Annotated in this window: 13 protein-coding genes; 3 read left to right on the plus strand and 10 right to left on the minus strand. The window is 46.1% G+C overall.

All coding sequences use genetic code 11. The features are described from left to right. Positions 1 to 179: 179 nt before the first annotated feature. From M0413_RS19125 to M0413_RS19170, 10 genes are all read right to left on the minus strand, one after another. Positions 180 to 1,412, minus strand: a complete 1,233-nt coding sequence (locus M0413_RS19125) for a sugar diacid recognition domain-containing protein (RefSeq protein ID WP_172587500.1) — start codon at positions 1,410 to 1,412, stop codon at positions 180 to 182. An 18-nt stretch (positions 1,413 to 1,430) separates the two neighbouring features. Then, entirely contained in the window at positions 1,431 to 2,141 is a 711-nt protein-coding gene (locus tag M0413_RS19130; RefSeq protein WP_249555312.1) for a uracil-DNA glycosylase family protein, read from the minus strand. A 2-nt stretch (positions 2,142 to 2,143) separates the two neighbouring features. Then, positions 2,144 to 2,758 (minus strand): hypothetical protein, encoded by a 615-nt coding sequence (locus M0413_RS19135; protein WP_249555314.1) that lies wholly within the window; start codon positions 2,756 to 2,758, stop codon positions 2,144 to 2,146. 280 nt (positions 2,759 to 3,038) lie between these two features. Next, complete coding sequence (locus tag M0413_RS19140; protein ID WP_249555316.1) at positions 3,039 to 5,132, minus strand: MtrB/PioB family decaheme-associated outer membrane protein; 2,094 nt, start codon at positions 5,130 to 5,132, stop codon at positions 3,039 to 3,041. Positions 5,133 to 5,144: 12 nt separating this feature from the next. After that, complete coding sequence (gene mtrA, locus M0413_RS19145; RefSeq protein WP_037417148.1) at positions 5,145 to 6,146, minus strand: decaheme c-type cytochrome MtrA; 1,002 nt, start codon at positions 6,144 to 6,146, stop codon at positions 5,145 to 5,147. A gap of 68 nt (positions 6,147 to 6,214) precedes the next feature. Continuing rightward, positions 6,215 to 8,185 carry an OmcA/MtrC family decaheme c-type cytochrome gene (locus M0413_RS19150; protein WP_249555318.1) on the minus strand — a complete coding sequence of 657 codons (1,971 nt, stop codon included), beginning with the start codon at positions 8,183 to 8,185 and terminating at the stop codon, positions 6,215 to 6,217. A 329-nt stretch (positions 8,186 to 8,514) separates the two neighbouring features. After that, positions 8,515 to 10,695, minus strand: a complete 2,181-nt coding sequence (locus M0413_RS19155; RefSeq protein ID WP_203431907.1) for an OmcA/MtrC family decaheme c-type cytochrome — start codon at positions 10,693 to 10,695, stop codon at positions 8,515 to 8,517. Between the two features lie 245 nt (positions 10,696 to 10,940). Further along, positions 10,941 to 12,860, minus strand: a complete 1,920-nt coding sequence (locus M0413_RS19160) for an OmcA/MtrC family decaheme c-type cytochrome (RefSeq protein ID WP_249555320.1) — start codon at positions 12,858 to 12,860, stop codon at positions 10,941 to 10,943. Between the two features lie 35 nt (positions 12,861 to 12,895). Beyond that, positions 12,896 to 15,034 (minus strand): MtrB/PioB family decaheme-associated outer membrane protein, encoded by a 2,139-nt coding sequence (locus M0413_RS19165; RefSeq protein WP_249555322.1) that lies wholly within the window; start codon positions 15,032 to 15,034, stop codon positions 12,896 to 12,898. A gap of 13 nt (positions 15,035 to 15,047) precedes the next feature. Continuing rightward, positions 15,048 to 16,013: a DmsE family decaheme c-type cytochrome gene (locus M0413_RS19170; protein ID WP_249555324.1), complete on the minus strand. Its 966-nt coding sequence runs from the start codon at positions 16,011 to 16,013 to the stop codon at positions 15,048 to 15,050. 425 nt (positions 16,014 to 16,438) lie between these two features. Between M0413_RS19170 and M0413_RS19175 the strand changes: the two genes are divergently transcribed. The 3 genes from M0413_RS19175 to glnS all read left to right on the plus strand — a co-directional run bounded on the left by M0413_RS19175 (position 16,439) and on the right by glnS (position 20,820). Then, positions 16,439 to 16,678 (plus strand): FeoA family protein, encoded by a 240-nt coding sequence (locus tag M0413_RS19175; protein WP_011623257.1) that lies wholly within the window; start codon positions 16,439 to 16,441, stop codon positions 16,676 to 16,678. Continuing rightward, positions 16,671 to 18,965, plus strand: coding sequence for a Fe(2+) transporter permease subunit FeoB (gene feoB, locus M0413_RS19180; RefSeq protein WP_144345835.1), 2,295 nt, complete (start codon positions 16,671 to 16,673; stop codon positions 18,963 to 18,965). The genes M0413_RS19175 and feoB overlap by 8 nt, the downstream gene beginning before the upstream one ends. Positions 18,966 to 19,149: 184 nt before the next feature. Continuing rightward, positions 19,150 to 20,820 (plus strand): glutamine--tRNA ligase, encoded by a 1,671-nt coding sequence (glnS, locus tag M0413_RS19185; protein WP_037417167.1) that lies wholly within the window; start codon positions 19,150 to 19,152, stop codon positions 20,818 to 20,820. Positions 20,821 to 20,856 lie beyond the last annotated feature (36 nt).

A 20,856-nucleotide genomic window follows, 5' to 3' on the forward strand; every position in this document is an offset into this window, starting at 1 on the left:
GAGATACGGTATAAATCTTTCACCGAATGTATTGCTTACTCAATAGTGGAGTAATAGTGCAGTAAATGAGGTTAGCTTGAGACATGATTGCGATATCCATTGATTGCTTAAGCCACGAGAGTTAAATACTCAGTCGTTGAATTCGGTGGCTAAAGGAGCGTCTGGTTAAACAGAGGCCGCTACTTTGGGCTTGCAGAAGTATCAAGCAGTTGTCCCAGATACAGACTTAATAAGCCGTGTAAGGATTGAATATCAGTTTTGGTTAATTGCTGAATTTTATCTAGACGATATCTTAAGGTATTTCGGTGGATAAACAGGGCATTGGCGCATCGCTGCGCATCACCAAAGTGGGTGATGTAGGCAGCTAAAGTTTTACGTAATTGGCCATTTTTATCGGCCTGCGTTAGTTGCTGATAGGGACTTGCTAGCGCTTGGCCGCGCCAGTCATGCTTGAGTCCTGAGAGCAGCACTTGTAAGGAATAATCCTCAAATAGGTATTTTGTGCCTTCAGGGTTGAGCTGTTTACCTAAGCTCAACGTTTCTTGCGCGGTTTGATAGGAGCGTGCAATCCCACCTTTTACGGGAAAAAAGTGGCCCAAGGCAATTTTAAAATTTAAGTCCATCTGCGCAGGTAATCGTTGCAATAACTTATCAATACGTTGGTTTTCAAGCTCGGGATCCCATTGTTTTCCATCTAGAAAAGCGGGTTTTAGGATCACCAGCTGTGACATGGAGGTCATTGCAATTAGGTTGCCGCGGTCGGGATTTTGCAGTAGATGCAATACTTGCTTGAGGGTTTCGCTGACTCTGGGATTGCGCTCATCACTACCGCTTAGCTCGTTATTTGTTGATGTGTTTACCTGCGATATCATTTTGTGGATGGCGGAGGGTTGTTTTTCACTCACTTCAATAATGGCGGCCACTCGTGGTAGCGTGATATCAATATCGAGCTGCTTGGCCCAGCGATGCAATTGCTCATCGTCATCGGTTTGTGCCTTGATAAGTTGCAGAATAAATTCTTCACGCTGGCGGTTTTCCCATTGCAATTTATCCTGTTGATTGGCTTGCTCGACAATCATCTCGGCGGTCATTTTTAGCAGCTCGCCGTAGTGGGTTAGTTCTGCCGGGTCGCCAGTAATGCCAATCACACCAATAATTTGCCCTTGGTAATGCAAAGGTAAGTTGATGCCGGGTTTTACGCCATGAAGACCGGAGGCGACTTCTTCGCTCAATTCCACATTGCGATTTTGCGCTATGGCTAATAATGCGCCTTCGTGGACTGAACCCATTCGTTTGGGATCGCCTGATCCTAAAATCACCCCCTGACCATTCATCACATTGATATTGTGTCCGATGATTTTCATCGTACGACTGACAATTTTTTTGGCTATGGCGGAATCGAGCAGATACATGGTCTGTGCCTATTTCAATTAAGCATTTAATAATGCCGCGATACGTGATCTTATCTTAGGTATAAGCACTCGTTCAAATTCGGGATGCTGGTTTAGCCAAAGGTTGTTTCGAGGGCTAGGGTGGGGCATGACCATCAATTGCGGCCAATACGAGGACCATTGCTCAATCGCTTGGGTTACTGTGACTTTTGGGGGCGACAATGGCGTTGATAACGTTAAGTCCGGTGAGGTTAACTCCCTGCATGCTGTAGTAAGACGAGCCTTAGCACGTGGCAGATGGTAATCAATTGCATATTGGCCAAGTACGAGCACTAACTCTACCTGTGGCATCAAGGCTAATAACTTTTCATGCCAAGTCGTGGCGCACTCTTGGCGCGGCGGCTTATCACCTTGCTTTTTACCGTTTCGTTCAATGGTTCCCGGAAAACAAAACCCCATCGGTACTATGGCGAACAGGGCGGGATCATAGAATTGTTCTCTGCTGACATTAAGCCAAGTGCGCAGACGCTCGCCACTGGCATCATCGAAGGGAATGCCCTTGTGGTGAGTTTTTACACCGGGGGCTTGGCCCGCAATTAAGATCCGTGCTTGGCTACTGGCTTGCAAGATAGGTTTTGCTGGCAGTGGAAGCTCGGCCTGACAAAGTTGGCAGGCGCGAATTTGCTTGAGCAGTAAATTGAGTTCGGTTGAGCAAGCGGGCTCGATACTTGGGTGTGGGGCGGTTGTCATCGTTAAGCCCCTAGTTTGCTCAATAGATGATAGAGCCAATAACCAAAGAGTGCATATGAGGCGGCTAATACAAGATAACTCAATGGCTTAGCACCCAAGGATTTAGTGGGATTTTTGGCATGAGAGGCTAAAGCAATATGGGCCAAGATGATGGCAAATAGAGCGCAGGGCGGCAGTAGATAACTGATGCCGAGAATCAATAAGGCGCCAAGACTCAGTAGCCAGCCCGCATGTTGATTGCTGGGCTGATGAAGTTGGCGTAACTGCAGCGGCAATAAAATCAGCCCAACGCCAACAATGATCATCCCAAGATTGAGTGCAAAGTCGCTCCAAGTGCGGTGTTCATAAAGGGTAAAGGTAAAAGCGAGCAATGGTACTATCAGTGCGGTTAGTACGTGGCGTTTGGCAAAGATGGGATTACGATACTGACCCGCAAAAAAGAACAGCCCTTGCATTAAGCTATTGATCAGGGTAAATCCACCCAGACCGACGATGATAAATAAGCTTGCTGTGCCACCGCTGGAATCAAATGCCATGGCCGGGGTAGAGAACAAACTTAAGCCTATCAAGGCGGGTACTGGCGATAAACGCCAAAAAGAACAAGTGAAGGACGACATCTGATATCCACTGAAAATTAACGGGCTGAATTAACATCCGCTAAAGTGCTTGTAAACTCAAGGAATACCTTATTTTGAGTGCGAGTTTTGCCCCAGATTCTGATCTTATTCAAGATTTTGTGGGTTGGAATAGCGAGATGTTGTAACAAAAGTGCGGTGAGTTTTTGTATAGTTTCGCGAGCACGAGCTTGCCAGAACGAATAATATTTACTCTCGAAACGTCAACACGTTCTAATAAAAAAGCCCGCAGAGCGGGCTTTTGACCATCAATAAACGCAGATTAGAGCTTGTAGCTCATACTCAGCATTAGCATTTGTGCGGTGTAGTCATGGTTGTTAGTACCAAAACCTACGACGTTCCAAATGCCATCAACAGCGATATCATTTGCGGCGTCATTGTCCTTATAGTTCTCAACTTTGTAATCGAAGCGCAGCGCGAGTTTTTCGGTGGCTTGATATTGAGCATATAAGTTAATGTTATGTACTTTGGCAAAATAATCGCCATAGTCGCCAGTGATACCTTGTCTGACTTGAGTGTTACTGTCGGAGTTGGAATAGGTGTAATCCAGTCCTAGGCGTAACTTGTTCTCCAGCAGGTTGTTGTAGCTAATACCTGCACCGACCACATCCACTTTATCTTCAATAAAGCCAGTCCACGTCGGGGTGCTGTAATTACTGCTACCCGCCTGGTCAGACTCAATGATCTGGTAGTTGTAGAAGGCGGTTGCCAGTAAGTCTGCGGTGATCATATAGCTGATATTGGCATCATAACTGGTGTCTTTTGACTCAGTTAAGCCAATCACAGTATCGGTATAATCATCGAGCGCGTAACGGGCACCAACATCAATGGTCAGGCTTTCAAGCGGCGAATGGGTGATGCGCGCTTCGACTTGGGTTCTGTCACGGTCAGCCAGATTGTACTTACGTAACAGGCTGTTAGTTTCAGAAGAAGTCCATTCAGACGCTTGGTATTGTGAGCCGTCACGTTTTCCGTAACTGCCTTTTACCCACATGTCCCACATATCGAAGCTATTGACGCGTAAACGAGCCCAAACGGTATTTTCATCCGTGGTTTCACGGTCTTGATAATCACGTTGGTCACGTTTGAAGTCATAACCACCATCAAGTTTAATATCGCGGGTAATACGATAATCTGCGGCAACTTTAAAGCGTTGTGTACGATTATCGTAAGGGGTGTTATAAGCCACCTTACCGTTGACATTGTTGATGCTGATCTGGGTCCATTCTTCAACTTGGGTATTATTGTCACGGTCGTAATAATCGTAACTACCTGTCAAGCGAAGATCTTTGCTGACTTTGCTAACGACTTTAAGGTTCATGCCCAATAGATCGACTTTTGCATCAACCGCATCACTTGTTAGCTGGCTGGAATAACGATAGTTATCCGTTACTAACGCCTGATCTTGGCTCATTTGTCCAGTAAGAATACGACCCGATAGGGCGTTACTGCCATCGTTGTACTGTCCCATCAATGACACTGTGTGTGCCTGATTATCGGGATCAAGCGCCAACGTACCTTGGGTTTGGGCACCAAAGGTAGGATTGAATGCACTATCAAAGTCCAATTGGTTGTATTCGTTTTTGAATATAGACCCATTGTAACTGAGCGCTGTGAACCAACGATCACCTTTGAGTTTGACACCCGCTTCAATGGTGTCGGTAGTGTAATCCACTGGCTCTGCTAACATCATCGATTGGTTGAAGAAGCTACCAGAGGCTTGTTTTAAGCCAGTTTTTTCTTCACGCATGTAGTTAACATAGGTGCTCCACAGGGATTCGCCTTGATATTCAAATCCCAATCCCGTGCGTTCACGTTTAAGTGATAATTCGAGGGCATTGAGGCTATCCATCAACAATGGCATTTGGCTGCTTGAACCAGCAGTTACCCAGTTATCGGGTAACGTCAGGTTATTGCCACCAATACCCGCGTAGGGCGATAGGGCGCTATTGCTGTCGTAGGTCGCAATTTGGCGATAGTTTACATTGACGTTGTACTGGCCTTGTTTGCCTGCATTCACATCTAAACGACCGCCATCCATACCGAGTTGATAAGCTTCAACACTGGCACGGTAACCTTTTTCACCTTTAAAGCTTAAATCGGCATCAAATTTGCCCGCGACTTCATTGGATGTCCCAAAGGCATTGGCGGAGCGAATATCCTCTTCACTGTTATAACCGACACCGACACCCACAGTGCCAGATGTGCCCGTTTCAACCACGCAGCCTTTGCAGCTCCATGCGGATAATTTCACTTTATCAGTATTGGCATTAGCAAGACCATAACCATCAGCGGCTACGGCAAAGCCAGTGTTGGCTAATAACGCGAGAGTGATCAAATTGAGTTTAAATTTCATTTTCTCGTCTCCTTAGCGCTGTAATAGCTTGCCAGATGGATGGTTAGAACCATGGACCTGACTATGGCAATTTAAGCAGCTTCTTCCACCCGTAAAGGCATTGTCACCGACATTAGAACCTAAACCAGTGTTACCTAAGTAAGCATTGCTGGCGTGGCCATCGCTAGCATGACATTGCTGACACAGCTGCGGCGCGCGGGTTTTCAGCATGGCATCATTCACACTACCGTGAGGATTGTGGCAAGTGACACAATTCTCAGTGACGGGTGCATGCTCCCAAAGTTTTGGGCCGCGTTTCTCGGCATGACAGGAATAACAGGTATCATTAACACTAGGCTTGTTAAGATCGGAATCTGTCATGCTCCCATGGGGATTGTGGCAGTCGCTACAGGTCATTTGGGCCCATTTGAGTGGATGACTTGAGCGTTTATTCATATCCGCTTTTTGCTTAGTGTGGCAGCTAGTACAGACTTCCATCTCAGTGTTTTTAGATAACACAGGATCTTTAGCTACGTGTACTTGGTGACAAGAAGCACAAGCAACATCGGCGTTGTCATGGTGACCGCCATTCCAAGACATACGTTTATCGTCTTGGTGACAGCTCATACATACGCTGTTTTGCTTATCGGCACTTAAGGTTGATTGCTTACCAAAAGTGATCATCGGCTCGTTGCCGCCTTTGTTGTGCTGGCCCATTGGGCCGTGGCACGCCTCACATTGCAGGCCAGCCATGGGGCTTTTTGACGAATCAATCGCGCCGTGGACACCTTTGAAAAGGTCCATCACTTTTTCAGATTTTTTATGGCACATGATGCAAGAGTCTGCACCTTTAGGGGAGTAGTTGCCTTCGGCAAACTTCTTATCCAAGGTCGCTTCGACTTGCTCAGGGGTCATTTTTTCATCCCACTTCGACGCGTAAGCGTTTGGTGTGATGCATAAAGACATAACTGCTGACATTGCCATTGTGATGACAAATGCCGGCAGTAGATTTTTCATTTTGTGACTGTTCTTCATAATAGGCTTCCCAATTTGTCCCAACAAAATTCAAGAAAGGGGGAGCGAACTCCCCCTGCTTGGGCAAATTACATTTTCACTTGAGTGTGATCTGCAACTGTTGGGGTATGGCAGTAGAAACAGGTTTCTGACTGTGCCGCTTGGTTGGCTTGAGTATAATCACCATCAATAACCGCGCCAAAGCTTACAAGAGTGTCAGCAGAGTGTTTGGTCATTTTATCTGTACCAATGGTATGACATGAAGTACAAGTTGCTGTGATTGGGGTGGTGTATTTACCTGCAGAAGTAGCCAATGCACCTTTCACTTTAAACGCATCTAAGTTGAAGTCGTTGTGGCACTGAGTACATTCTTTGATCACGCCTTGCTCACCGTGAACCACGTGTAGTTTCATTTCGAAACCACCTTTGTTAGCACCGTTTGCATAGGTACCATCTGGTGTGTGACAAGCAACACAAGCATCAACACCCACGATAGGCTTACCGTTTGCGTCTTTGGCATGTGAAACTTGTTCAGACATCACAAAGCCTGCATGGTGACCTTTGTGGATTTCAAAGGTGTCACTGTGACAGCCTTGGCAAGTACTGAAGTTCACTGAGTTAACATGACGCGTACTAGGCGCTTTACCAGATTTAGTACCAAAGGCTAACTCGGCTTTCATACTGGTGGTTGTGCTATTAGCAGTACAAGCCGTTAATGTGGTACCAGTGTTACACATTTCTAAGCCAATAAAGGTAAAGGCGGTATCAGTATCGCCCGCACCAAATGGCAGTGCAGGAGTAGTGAACACCAGTTTACCATCAGCGATGGTAACATCAGCTTGTAATGCACCATCTTTGACTAGATCTTTGGCCACTTTAGCTGTACCGCTACCTGGGCTCTTGTTATAGCCCATGATGGGGAAGTTAGGTCCAACGTTAGTGATAGTTTCTAAACGTTTAATCTTATTTTGTACACTCGCCGCATCAATGGCATTGCCGTCTTTATCTAAGATAGACACGGTTAATACCGCAGTATTGTCTGCTTGAGCAGCTAATGTTGCAGACATACCTAATTGAGCGATAACGGCTTTTTTGTCAGCGGTTTTAGCTGTATGTAACTCGGCTGTCCAAGTGCTGTTATGGCAGGCTATACAGTTAGAGTTATCGAGTTGTTGAGAGTGACCTTTACCCGCAGCAAAATCCACAGTGCTATGACAGCTTCCACAGGTTGCGGCAGTTGGAATACGTGACCAGTTGCCCCAATCAGGTGTTGCTTCATTTTCAGTGTGACAGCTTTGGCAGCTTTCTAATGAGCCTAAGGTCAGGTCTTTATGCTTGGCGTGAACTAGAGCATTAAACTCTTTACCTACGCCCACTTTGCCTGCGGTGTGGCACGTTGCGCAGTAGTTAACATCTGAATACGCACCACCATGTTTAACCTGTGCTAAGTCTTGGTGGCAAGTATTACAGCTTTCAGTGGCAACGATTTTACGGCTGTAGCTAGGTTCTGCACCCGTGTCAGCGGTGAAATCTACAAAAGCGTTGCTGTTAGGCACTAAGGTGCCATCTGGTAGTGGCGTATTGTAAGCGCGGATTAGCACACGTTGAGCCAACTGGTCGTTGTAGGTGATCTTAGCATTGGCAGTTAAGTTCATCTTGAAGGTATAGCTGTAGTGGCCGTTCTTCTTGTCAACAAAAGTACCTGGGCAAGTTGAAGCGAGATCACAGGTTTCATCACCAAAGTATTGCCACTGAGAGGCATTACCGGCACCTGTAGCGCCTTGAGGAAGTAATTGAGCTGCTGCAAAACGCATTTTTTGCAGACCCACGACCGGTAAATCGTCTTCGTTGGTGACAGTGAATTCAACACTAGGTACACCGTTAGTCACAACAGATTTGTTGAATGTAAAATTGAGCTTTTGAATAGCGGGAGCTGGCTCTCCACCAGGTTCACCGGGTTTACCATCGTTACCATCGCTACCACCACAGCCTGTTAAGGCCATAGTGACGGCACTTGCTGCAAGCAGCAGTGCGAATTTTGATTTTTTTGCGTTCATCATTTTTTTCCCTGCATAGGTTTGGCATTACTTAAGTGCTTGTCTTCTTCACCCGACAGATTCTTTGTCTGTGCTTTGGTCTTGAAGGCAACCTAAGTGGATGCTGGAAATAGAATTCCCCAAGGAAAGGCTAACCTAACATGCCTCTAAAATCTTCTAAGCCTTTGCTAATGTGTGACTTGGATCTTTCTATTTCTAAAGAGGTAGTTAAACCACAGGGGAAAAACAAATTTAGATCAAAAAAACGACGGATTGTGAAGCTAAAATAAAAAAGAGAGAGGGGATACCTCTCTCTTTTTGTTCTTGCTCTCTATTGAGAGAATTACGTCGACTTAGTTACCGTGAGCTTCCATCAATTGTGATGGAGTATGGCAAGTCGCACAGCTTTCAGAGGCACGAGTTTGAACATCTGCTGCACTTGAGCCATTTAAGATACCGCCATTAGTCTCGATATGCGATTTAGCAGCGTCAGACAGATATTTCTGGTGACAACTTAAGCATGCACCAGCATCGGAAGATACCCAAATTTCTGCACCGTTGTTGTTAATATCACCAAAGCGCCATGCACGTTCTGGTGATCTGCCTAAAGCAATACCTGTTACAACGTTTGATTTATCTGCAGTATGACATGTTGCACAATCGGTTTTTAGTACAGTACCGGATTGTACGCCTGCATATTTCAGATAATGTCCTTCACGCTCGTGCGCTTTCCAAGCAAAGCTGGTTGGTATCTTACCGCCTGGATAGGCCGCATCATTTTTCAGGGTTTTGTCCGATGTATGACAAGTTTGGCAGTTGACGCCATTGTCATAATGGTGGATTACTTGATTATGACAACCTTGACACTTAGCTGGGTCAATGATTTCACGGCGTACACCTGGTTTAGCACTTTGGTCAGCAGCTGTTCCGTTCCAAACAAAATGGAATGGAGCTTCTTTGATCATAACTTTACGTACATTGGGTGTAGAGCAATCGGTCATCACAACATCTGAAACACCGTAACCGCCGTTGTTGAAACAAACTTCAAGAGTTGACCATAGTTCGAAAGTTTTACCTACAGCGTCTGCAGGAAATACCATTTTACTAGCAGTTAACGAATAAGTTTTGTTAGCCGCATCAAATGTACCTTCCGATAGCGCAACGCGACGAGAAGAAGATGAAGCGTATTCTGGGTAGTTTTTATCACTATCCCATGCAATAAGCACTCTACTTGACTGATTTATGCTGAGTTTATCTACTGCATTACCAGAACCGTCTAAGATTTGGACTTTGAATGTTAATTTGCCATTAGCATCTGCTGCAATGTCAGTGAACTTAACGCTCATTGCTTCTGCATCTTTGTAAGCTTTAAGCACATCACCATGTCGCTTAGTTGCACTACCTGTACCACCGTAAGGCTCTGTCGCATTGTGGCAAGAGGTACAGTCAGTGCTGCTATGGTGAGCAGATGGTTTTTCAGTATGGCAACCAATACAAGCTTGATTGCTTAAATCTGCTTTGAATAGGTCTGCATTGGCAGGTGCACCAGCACCTTCAACGTGACAGGCTGAACAATCAGCAGCAGGTTTTAATGGGAAGCCTACTTTGCCGTAGTCGATCACTTTACCACCGTAACCGACAATCTTATAAGGAGCAGGTACTTCTGCGCCTGTCTCATCGAAGGTATGACGCTCGCCACCTTTGTGGATAGCATGGATCATATAAGTGAATTCAATGCTATTGCCTGACTCTGGATCGCCAGAAGTCGCAGTATGGCAAGAGGCACAGTTTTCAATATCGATACGACGACCACCATGAAGCTCTAAGCTTTCAGGTTGGTGACAGGTATAACAAGCTTGAATAGAAACGACGTTACGGGTTTGAATACCTTCAGTCTTACCAGTAGAAGGTTGCCAGTCGAAATGGGCGTTGGCTGTGAGTTGTGGTAATTCAAGCTCCATCGTCGCGCGTTGAGTCGCGTCAGCGCTGTAAGTAACGGTTAATGGCTCAGTTACATTAGCAATGTTGGCTTGGTAGGTGTAGCTATAGCTACCATCACCATGGTCAACTAAGCAAGTATCACATTTACTTGCTGCTTCAACGTTTGCTTGGTATTGGGCTGATGGCTTGAGGTTATCAACGCCGGATGGAATGGTACCTGGCTCTTTTTTGGCATTAATATAAGCTTGCCATTGATAACCGCGGTTAGCTTCAGTTTCACCCACTTTTTCTTTAACTGGAGTTAATTGCGCAATACCAAACCGTAAATCGTGATCTTTAGTTAAGCCTAATACGGCAACGCCATTAGCATTTTCCAACGTAAAATCAACGGTGACTTTGCCTGCATCAACAGTGGCATTTGTGAATTTTGCTTTTAAGGTTGAGGTTGAGGTGATATTGACACCAACAACGCCTGGTTTACCGTCTTCACCATCTTTACCGTCACTGCCACCGCAGCCAGTGAGAAGAAGTGAAAGTAAACCGGCACCCAACATCGCTTTTGTTGCGGTATTGAAATTGAACCGTTTCATCATGATATTTCCCTGCAATAGTTTTAATCATCATTAAACACTTATCAAATAAGAATAAATCTCATTATTGGCATTTAATGTGTGGGATTAGATCCCACCTGTAAGGCTAACTAAGTCATTGGTATTTATCAGTCACTTTAAGCGGGTTATGTGATTGAGATCTGACTATTTCTTTAGAGGTAGAAGGCTGCATAGTATGAGTTCCTTTTATATCTGCAGTTGCAGGCCTTTTGGCCTGCATCATAGGGTTAATTAATTGGGTGGACCTTGAGTACATCGGCGACGGCCCCTTGTCCATGGCAGAATGCACAGGTTTCAGTGCCCGCGGTCGCATCTGCTTTTGTTCCAGCAAAGACAGCGCCTTGCTGCATCATATGGTTGTGGGTGGTATCACTTGAGTGACAGTTACTGCATACGGCGGCTATCGGGCTGGTAAAGGTGCCATTGTTAAGCGCAAGCGGTTGAACCGCTGTATTTAAGGGCAGGGCAACCGTTGAAACGCCTGCTGCATCTTTGATATGGCATTGAGCACAATTACCGATTTTGCCTGGGTAGTTGAGATCTGCAAAACCAGCAAATTGGCTGGTATGGATGCCATGAATTAACTGCTTAAAGTCAAAGGAGGTAATGGAGGGATTGGCCGCTGTAGCGTCGGCCTGCATATTCGGGTTGTGGCAAAGTTGGCATTGGCCTGCTAAATCGTTGCGCGCACCATGAATATTCAGTTGTTGATCGCCGTGGCAGCTAGCACAGTTGGCATTGCTAATGACTTCGCGCCTGCCAGTACTGGTTAATGCAGACATATTGAAGTAACTATGACTTGATTTGATCACCAGCACTTCTGCCTGTTCGGTGCTGCAATCCACTAATACTTTATCTTTGGCGCATACCCGGCCCTGAATCGCTAAGCCGCCATGGTCGGCCTCTGTACCTGCTGGAACGGTGAGACCTGAAATAGTGTAAACGTAGGTGCCATTGCTGCCAGAAACTGGCGTGGAGTCAGGGAGACGAATTGAGCGCGCAGAGCGGGTACTGTAATCGAAACTGGTTCCCCAGTTAGCATAAACCCTTAGATCGCTGATAAATCTGAGTTTATCTGCGCTATCTAGGTAAGCAGTGCCTGTGCTGGGGTTGATCAGGGTCACCGCAACAGTCACTGTGCCATTGGCATCCATGCTTGCACTACTGATGCTAGGACTAAATTGAGCTAACGCGGCCATTTGATCTTCATTGCCGTGTACGCTGGCGGTCCAATCGGCATTATGGCAAGCAACGCAATTGCTATTATCCGCTTGGGCTGGATGGCCTTGGCCCGCAGGGAAATTAATTTGGGTATGGCAGGCACCACAGGCTTCCATGGTGGGTACCCTATGCCAATTTTGACGCTCGGCTAAATCTGGATTATCAACGTGGCAAGTCTGGCAATTACTGATGGATTGAGGGAATCCCGTTAAATGTTTGCTGTGTATCATTTGCGGGAAAATATCCGCGGGATTGCTGACTCTTTTACTGTTATGGCAGGTTACGCAGGTTTCAACTTGGTTATAACGTCCACCATGGAACGCTAAATTGTTGTGGCAGCTATTACAGGTTTCAATGGTAATTAAGTTACGGGTATAAGCTAAGGTATTCCCCGAGGTTTGCCAATCATAGTGCTGATTAGTTATAGGGAGCGCTGTGCCATCGGCTAATGCATCGCCGCCCAGTTTGATGACTAGTCGTTGGGTGGCGTCGTTAACGAATGTCACCCCATTCATGCCGTTAAATGTGGCGCTAAAACGATAGCTGTAATGGCCGTTTTTATGGTCAACAAACGTGCCCAGGCAAGAAGCGGCGCACGTTTCAGAGGTGAAATGTTGCCACTCACTGCTATTACCAGCACCTGTGGCGCCCTGAGGTAGTAATTGCGCCGCAATAAAGGTGGCTGAAGGAATACCAACCACGGCTTCATCGTCTTGATTGCTCACCTGATAATCGACTTGGGCAATGCCGTCGGTCACGGTAACTTTATCGACCATGATGTTTAGGCTAGTGATCGTTATTGCGGATGGTTTCCCCGGCTCACCGGGTGAGCCATCATTACCATCATTGCCCCCACAAGCGGAGACAAGTGTGGTGAGGAGCAGCATCAAACTATATTGTGTGGTTAATTTGGCAAACTTGTTCATATTTCTATCCTTGGAATACGCTGTCAGTGCCTAAGTTACATTTGGTAGCTTAAGGTCAAACCTAAGTAATGAGCATTGTAATCGTGGCTGATGTCGCCAAAACTGAGCACATTGGGGACAGTGTCCCAAGTGGTGTTTTGGTTTTGCCAGTTTGCATCTTGATATTTCTCGAACAACCAATCGAAGCGTAATGACATACTGTCGGCCAGCTTATATTTGGCGTAGGCGTTAATATTGTGCTTGCGACTGTAGTAGTCACCGTAGGGGCTAGTGATGCCATAGGTGATTTCAGTATCGCTTTGACCATCGGAGTAGCTGTAGTCCAATCCCAGATCTAAACGATTATCCAGCAGGTTTTGATAGGCGATACCCGCGCCAATCAGGGTCGATTTCTCTTCCGCGGTGCTGTACCAATCAGGTGTTGAGAAACGATTGCTTCCGGCCTGATCTGAATCGCGCCAGTCTTGGTTGAGATAGGCGTTAAGACTTAGATTGTCGCTAATTAGATACTGCGCAGTTACATCGTAGCCAAGGTAAGACACTTGGGTGAGCCCGACTGATGTATGGTTATAGTCATCATCAATACTGTGTAAACTCGCACCCACAGAGAACCCTACATCGGTTTGGTAATCTGTGTGCAAGGTGACTTTTTGACGTTTGCGATCAGCAAGATAAGACTTACGTAGCCAAGGATTACTCGGACTTTGTGAGCTTGTTACAGCATCGTATTCACTGCCATTACGATCTAATACTTCGCCCTTTAACCAAGCTGACCAAGCTGGCGAATAGCGGTAGCTGAGTTTGGCAAAGAGACCCGATTCATCGATGGACTGCCTATCAAGCTCCGAATACATGATTTCATCTCGGCTATATCCCGCTTCAGCATAGGCCGACGGCGTTAGGCGATATTTACCTTTGAGATCAAATTGTTTACTGCGTTTATCGTAGAGACGATTTGTAGCTGTGCCTTGATAAAAGCTGTCGGTCACGACCTGTGGGAAATCTAACTGAGCCGTCTTGTTTTCCCTGTCTTGATAGTTATAACTGGCTTGAACACTCAAATCCTGTGTGATGCGGCCTGAATACTTAAGCACCATATCTAGGACGTCCACTTGGGCATCTAAATTATCGGTTGGCAGTACAGGGGAGGGGCCATTAATGGTTGCTGGCAGAAAAGCCTCATCCTGTGACATGTTACTGATGCCTGCGTGCATAAGGATGTTATGACCATTTTGACCACCACTGGCCTCGGCTGCGATCCGATAGGCCTTGTTATCTGGGTCGACGGCATTTTGGCCAAAGTAGGCCGCACCAAATATGGGCGTATAGGCCGATTGCCATAGCAGTGCCTGATGGTCATTCTTGTATTGGCTTATCTGGCTGTTTATGCCCGCTTGCCAGCCTGCGCCGCCAAAATAAACTCTGGCATCGACTTCATCTGTGCTGTCATTAATTGGCTGCGCCAACATCACACTGTTAGTGAGAATATTTGCGCTGGTCTTTTTCGCGCCGCTGCGGTTTTCATGCTGGTAGTTCACCGAGGCTTTGTAGCGGCTGCTCGATGAGATATGGCCTGCGTAGTAACCGCCGAGGTTGAATCTATTCCGCGTAATGCTTAAGTCCTGCTCGATTAAACTCGATTGCAGTAACGGCATGGACTGTGTCGTTGCTCCCTCTACCCAATTATCGGGCAAGAGCATCTTATCGTTATCGGTGAGATAAGGGCTTTTTAGCTGATTGTATTGATAATTGGCGAGCCCTTTATAACCTAATTGGATTTGATAGTGTCCAGGTTGGCCTGTGGTGAGCTTGGCAGACCCCGTATCAAATCCCAGTTTATCGGCCTCTAGCCGGGTTTGGTAACCACTCTCAGCTTGGTATTGTATATCGGCGCCCACAGCACCGACCAAGCCATCTTTATCCGTGCCAGTGCGATTACCAAAACGGCTATCTTCACCGTCATTATAGGCGAGCGTGGCGCTGACGTTGCCTTGGCGCCCTGTTTTGGGCTGGCATTGCTTGCAGCTCCATGACTCACTTTTTACGCCGCTGCGATTCGCTTTTTGGATTTCATATCCTTCAGCATGGGATGTGTTAAGTACGCCGCTAATCGCCCAAGCCAGTAATGTGAGTGAGAAATAAGCTTTAGGAGTCGATATGTTCATTATTGGCATGATCATTCCCTTGTTATCTCTGGAGCAACTTGCCGGATGGATGGTTTGAACCATGCACTTGTCCATGGCAATTCATACAGGAATTACCCGAGGTGAAGGCATTGGTTTTATTACCAAAGTAAGCATTACTGCTGTGGCCATCGGAGGCGTGGCATTGTTGGCATAATTGTGGCGGTTTACTGATGAGCATTGACTCATTCACGCTGCCGTGGGGGTTATGGCAGTTAGCACAATTGTCGGTGACTGGCGCATGTTCCCACAATTTAGGACCGCGTTTTTCGGCGTGGCAGCTGTAACAGTTTTCGTTGACGCTCATTTGTTTCAGACTGGCATCATTTAAACTGCCATGGGGATTGTGGCAATCGCTACAGACCATTTGTTGCCATTGTAGTGGATGGGATGAGCGTTTGTGCATATCCGCTTTTTGCTGAGTATGGCATTGGGTACAAATCGCTACTTCGTTCGCTTTGTCGCTAATAGGATCTTTTGCCACGTGTACTTGGTGGCAGCTACTGCAAGGGATATCGGCATTGTCATGGTGGTTACCTTTCCACGCGATGCGTTGATCGTCGTTATGGCAACTCATGCAGACACTGTTTTGTTTTTGCGCGGGAACCGGAGAATTCTGGCCGAAGGTGATCATCGGCTCTTTGCCGCCCTTGTTATGATTACCGAGTGGGCCGTGGCAAGCCTCACACTGTAAGTCGGCCATGGGGGAATCTTTGACATTAGGATTACCATGTACACCATCAAAAATGGCCATCACAGTGGCACTTTTCTTATGGCACATCAGGCAAGTGTCAGCTCCTTTGGCCGAGTACTTACCTTCGGCAAATTTTTTGTCCAAAGTCGCGACGACCTCCTCGGGTGGCTTGTCATCCCAAGGTGTTGCTACCGTTGAAAGGCTGAGTATCGATAACATCAGAGCAAGCATAACCTGAGTTATGCTTTTGAACTTTAAACCAATATCCATGTTCATCTATTCCCGAGTGCGTTTTATTTGTTATTTTTCAAGCTTTCGACATCGCTAATTTAGCTGATTAATATTAGAACAAGCACGTGACAAGTGCTTAACATTTTTTAGCTGGTTGACTGTAAAGAGGAATGATTTTGTAGGGATAAACAATAAGCGTGATCAATATCTCATTTTGTACCGAGGATGACTTTTTTTAACGCTTATTGAACATGTTGTTCGATTGCGATAAATGGTGGCAGCTAGCTGGCATTTTTATTTTCGGTCAGGCGTTTATTCATTGAGATTTTTGTCACATAATACTCAACACAATTGAAAACTATTATCGTTACCAGTCAAAAAGCTTGATCTAGGTAAAGTTATTAGCTCCATAGCTCAGATAAAATGAGCACAGTTTTTCAAGCTGAAGCTGTTACAAGGTGAAATAGGTAATGAAGTTAAGCGAACTCAGTCCCGGTGACCGTGGCATTATTTCTGAAATCGGGCGATTAGATTTGCCGCAAACAGTGAAGCGTAAATTATTGTCCATGGGCATTACCCCAAATACACGATTTTCTTTGATTCGCCGAGCGCCAATGGGCTCTGGTTTAGAGCTGGATATTCGTGGTAGTAAGCTTTGTATGCGCAGAGACTTGGCAGACATTATTGAGGTGGAAAAGGCGAATGACTAAGCAGTTTCATTGCGTCACCGTTGGTAACCCAAACGCTGGGAAATCAACACTCTTTAACGCGCTTACAGGCGCGAATCAGCAAGTTGGCAACTGGTCCGGTGTGACGGTTGAGAAAAAAACCGGTCATTTCACTCTCAATGGTGCTGACGTTTACTTAACCGACTTACCCGGTATCTATGATTTACTCCCTGCGGGTAATAGCTGTGATTGTTCTCTCGATGAGCAGATTGCTCAACAATATCTCGCCGAACAACGTGTCGATGGCATCATTAACTTAGTTGATGCGACCAATATCGAGCGCCACCTCTATTTGACGGCACAACTGCGTGAATTGTCGATCCCTATGGTGGTGGTGTTGAACAAAATCGATGCAGCTATCAAGCGTGGCATTCGTGTCGATTTAAAGAAAATGAGCCAAGAGCTTGGCTGCCCAGTGATCGGGGTTTGTTCCCGCGATCCTGCTGATGTTGCTAAAGTTCAAGCGCAAGTGCTTGACTTACTTGAAGGTCGTGTATCTGAAGCGCCTTTGTTACTTGATTACGACGAGCAAATTGAAGCAGGCGTGCAACTACTTTGTAGTAAAGATCCCAATTTAAGCCGTGGCCGCGCCTTAGCGATGTTGGGTAACGGTTCTGGTTGTGGTAGCTGTAAAAATGCTGAGCTTCAGGATGAGGTGAATACTTGTACTCAGCAAATTGCGCAGCAAGGACACGACATTGAAGTGATGGTCGCAACCACTCGCTTTAATTTTGTGGAGCGAGTATTCCAAGGTTCCGTTAAAGCCGATGGCTTCTTAACCTTGAGTGATAAACTCGATAAATTAGTCTTACATCCTGTACTTGGCATTCCGGTGTTCTTATTTGTCATGTATTTGATGTTTATGTTCAGCATCAACATCGGCAGTGCGTTTATCGATTTCTTCGATGTGTTCGCAGGGGCATTACTGGTCGATCATTTTGGTGCACTGCTCAATAACATAGGCGCGCCAGCTTGGTTGGTGACTATCCTTGCGGGTGGTGTGGGCCAAGGTATTCAAACCGTTTCTACGTTTATTCCTGTGATTGCGGCATTATTCCTTGGTTTATCTGTTCTTGAAAGTTCGGGCTATATGGCTCGTGCCGCGTTTGTGGTTGACGGATTAATGCGTCGCATAGGTTTACCGGGCAAAGCTTTCGTACCAATGATCGTGGGCTTTGGTTGCTCTGTACCAGCCATTATGGCAACGCGTACCTTAGGCAGTGAGCGTGAGCGTATTGTCACGGGAATGATGGCTCCCTTTATGTCTTGTGGCGCACGGTTGCCTGTGTATGCACTATTTGCGGCGGCATTTTTCCCTGACTCTGGCCAAAATCTAGTATTTTTACTGTATATCATCGGGATTTTTGCGGCCATAGGTACCGGATTGTTGCTGCGAAGCACTTTATTACCAGGCACCAGTAGTGCGGTAGTGATGGAGTTACCAAGTTATGAGTTGCCTAAATTTAAAGCGGTGATGGTGCGTACTGGTAAGCGGACTAAGAGTTTTATCCTTGGTGCGGGTAAAACCATTGTACTAGTGGTGACACTGCTCAATTTTATCAATGCGATAGGGGTAGATGGTAGCTTTGGCCATGAGAATAGCCAAGCGTCACTCTTAAGCGTAGCGAGCCAGAAAGTGACACCTATCTTCTCGCCAATGGGAATTGAGCAAGATAACTGGCCTGCAACGGTCGGGATTATCACTGGGATTTTTGCCAAAGAAGCTGTGGTGGGAACACTCAATAGCTTATATACCAATGCCGGTTCTGAGGACGGCGAATTAACACCATTAGCCGATAGTTTTAATGAGGCTCTTGCGACTATCCCAGCAAACTTGTTTGGTTTAGATTTGGAAGACCCGCTTAAGTTATCTGTAGGCGATGTGTCCAGTACCGATGTTGCGGCAGAGGCGCAAGGTGTTGCAACGTCAACCTTTAGTGCCTTGCAATCTGGGTTTACTACCAAGGTGGCAGCGTTTTCTTATTTGCTGTTTATCTTACTCTATACTCCCTGTGTTGCGGCGATGGGCGCTTTAGTGAACGAGTTTGGTACTCGTTGGGCAACGTTTGCAGCGACATGGACATTCTCTCTGGCCTATGGCAGTGCAACTATCGCTTACCAAGTAGCAACCTTTGCCGAGCACCCATTGCAATCGGGTCTATGGATTGGTTTCTTCCTCAGTGCGTTAGTCATATTCTATCTATGGCTAAAACGTAAAGGGCGCAGAACTCAGCAAATTATCCCAGGTGTGCGGATTATTACTGAGTAAATCCCTGAGTAATAAATGTCAGCTTAGTGGTTACAAAGATAAAAGCAGCTTTCACGGCTGCTTTTATTGTTTTACTATCCACGGCATAACCCTTAGTTTTTAATACTGGGCATTGTAACTGGCCGAGATCTGTAGGATCATGCTGGTTTTGTTAAAATTGCCATTGTTCGCAAAGAGGAATTCCATGAGTCATGTGGACACTGAAGTACGTCCGAGTAACTTTATTCGTAATATCATTGATGAGGATCTGAAAAGCGGTAAGCACACGAGTGTGCAGACGCGTTTTCCACCTGAGCCAAATGGTTATTTACATATAGGTCATGCTAAGTCCATCTGTTTGAACTTTGGCATCGCCCGCGATTACCAAGGTCTCTGTAACTTACGATTTGATGATACCAACCCTGAAAAAGAAGACATCGATTATGTCAATTCTATTCAGGCGGATGTGCGTTGGTTGGGATTCCAGTGGGATGGTGAGGTGCGTTATTCCTCTAACTATTTCGACCAATTACATCAATATGCCGTTGAGTTAATCAATAAAGGCTTAGCCTATGTGTGTTTTCTCAATGCTGATGAAACCCGTGAATACCGTGGCACGTTAAAAGAGCCTGGTAAAAATAGCCCTTATCGCGATACTCCTGTGGAAGAAAACCTGCGCTTATTTGAAAAAATGCGTCTAGGTGAATTCAAAGAGGGCGAATGTGCGCTGCGCGCAAAAATTGACATGGCATCGCCTTTTATGTGTATGCGCGATCCGGTGATTTATCGTATTCGTTTTGCTCACCATCACCAAACGGGTGATAAGTGGTGCATTTATCCAATGTACGATTTTACTCACTGTATTTCCGATGCGCTCGAGCACATTACGCACTCATTATGTACGCTTGAGTTCCAAGACAACCGCCGTCTGTATGACTGGGTTCTCGACAATTTAGATGATTTTCAAGCGCCAAATCGTACTCGTCAATATGAGTTTTCACGCTTAAATCTTGAATATACGCTGATGTCTAAGCGTAAATTAAATGACTTAGTGACACGCAAGTTAGTAACCGGCTGGGATGATCCCCGTATGCCAACAATTGCAGGTCTACGCCGTCGTGGTTATACCCCAGCGTCTATCCGCGAGTTTTGCCAACGTATTGGTATCACTAAGCAAGAAAACATGATTGAAGCGGCGATGCTCGATGCCTGCATCCGTGAAGAGCTCAACGAACATGCCCCACGTGCGATGGCCGTACTTCGCCCATTAAAAGTGGTGATTGAGAACTACCCAGAAGGTCAAATCGAGACGATTCAAGCGGCGTCTCACCCAAGCGATGAAAGCATGGGGACGCGCGAACTCGCCTTTGGCCGCGAACTGTATATCGATGTGGCTGACTTCAGAGAAGAAGCCAATAAGCAGTACAAACGTCTAGTCATGGGCAAAGAAGTGCGCCTGCGTAACGCCTATGTGATTAAAGCCGAACGTTGTGACAAAGACAGTGAAGGTAATATCACTACCGTCTACTGTAGCTACGATGCCGATACTTTAGGTAAAAACCCTGCCGATGGTCGCAAGGTGAAAGGCGTAATCCATTGGGTTGAAGCGACTACGGCTAAACCTGCTGAATTCCGTTTATACCAACGCTTGTTCACTGATCCAAATCCTGCTGCTGCCGAGACAGTGGATGAAGTGCTTAACCCTAACTCACTTGAAGTGGTTAATGGTTTAGTTGAAGCAAGCCTTGCGAATGCGCCAGCGGAAAAAGCTTATCAGTTTGAGCGTGAAGGTTATTTCTGTGCTGACAATAAAGACTCTTCAGCCGAGCATTTAGTGTTTAACCTAACGGTTGCACTGCGGGACTCGTTTGAATAGCAAGTTGATGGCCGCGATAATCTCTGTCGCGACTAA

Origin of the sequence: Shewanella sp. 8A, assembly GCF_023475945.1 — a bacterium.
Taxonomy (GTDB): Bacteria; Pseudomonadota; Gammaproteobacteria; order Enterobacterales; family Shewanellaceae; genus Shewanella; species Shewanella xiamenensis.

Excerpts from the sequence above, each read along its gene's own strand:
- feoB (WP_144345835.1), top strand. The coding sequence starts at position 16,671 with ATGACTAAGCAGTTTCATTGCGTCACCGTTGGTAACCCAAACGCTGGG.
- M0413_RS19155 (WP_203431907.1), bottom strand. The coding sequence starts at position 10,695 with ATGATGAAACGGTTCAATTTCAATACCGCAACAAAAGCGATGTTGGGT.
- M0413_RS19165 (WP_249555322.1), bottom strand. The coding sequence starts at position 15,034 with ATGCCAATAATGAACATATCGACTCCTAAAGCTTATTTCTCACTCACA.
- glnS (WP_037417167.1), top strand. The coding sequence starts at position 19,150 with ATGAGTCATGTGGACACTGAAGTACGTCCGAGTAACTTTATTCGTAAT.
- M0413_RS19170 (WP_249555324.1), bottom strand. The coding sequence starts at position 16,013 with ATGAACATGGATATTGGTTTAAAGTTCAAAAGCATAACTCAGGTTATG.
- M0413_RS19160 (WP_249555320.1), bottom strand. The coding sequence starts at position 12,860 with ATGAACAAGTTTGCCAAATTAACCACACAATATAGTTTGATGCTGCTC.
- M0413_RS19175 (WP_011623257.1), top strand. The coding sequence starts at position 16,439 with ATGAAGTTAAGCGAACTCAGTCCCGGTGACCGTGGCATTATTTCTGAA.
- M0413_RS19135 (WP_249555314.1), bottom strand. The coding sequence starts at position 2,758 with ATGTCGTCCTTCACTTGTTCTTTTTGGCGTTTATCGCCAGTACCCGCC.
- M0413_RS19150 (WP_249555318.1), bottom strand. The coding sequence starts at position 8,185 with ATGATGAACGCAAAAAAATCAAAATTCGCACTGCTGCTTGCAGCAAGT.
- M0413_RS19125 (WP_172587500.1), bottom strand. The coding sequence starts at position 1,412 with ATGTATCTGCTCGATTCCGCCATAGCCAAAAAAATTGTCAGTCGTACG.
- mtrA (WP_037417148.1), bottom strand. The coding sequence starts at position 6,146 with ATGAAGAACAGTCACAAAATGAAAAATCTACTGCCGGCATTTGTCATC.
- M0413_RS19130 (WP_249555312.1), bottom strand. The coding sequence starts at position 2,141 with ATGACAACCGCCCCACACCCAAGTATCGAGCCCGCTTGCTCAACCGAA.
- M0413_RS19140 (WP_249555316.1), bottom strand. The coding sequence starts at position 5,132 with ATGAAATTTAAACTCAATTTGATCACTCTCGCGTTATTAGCCAACACT.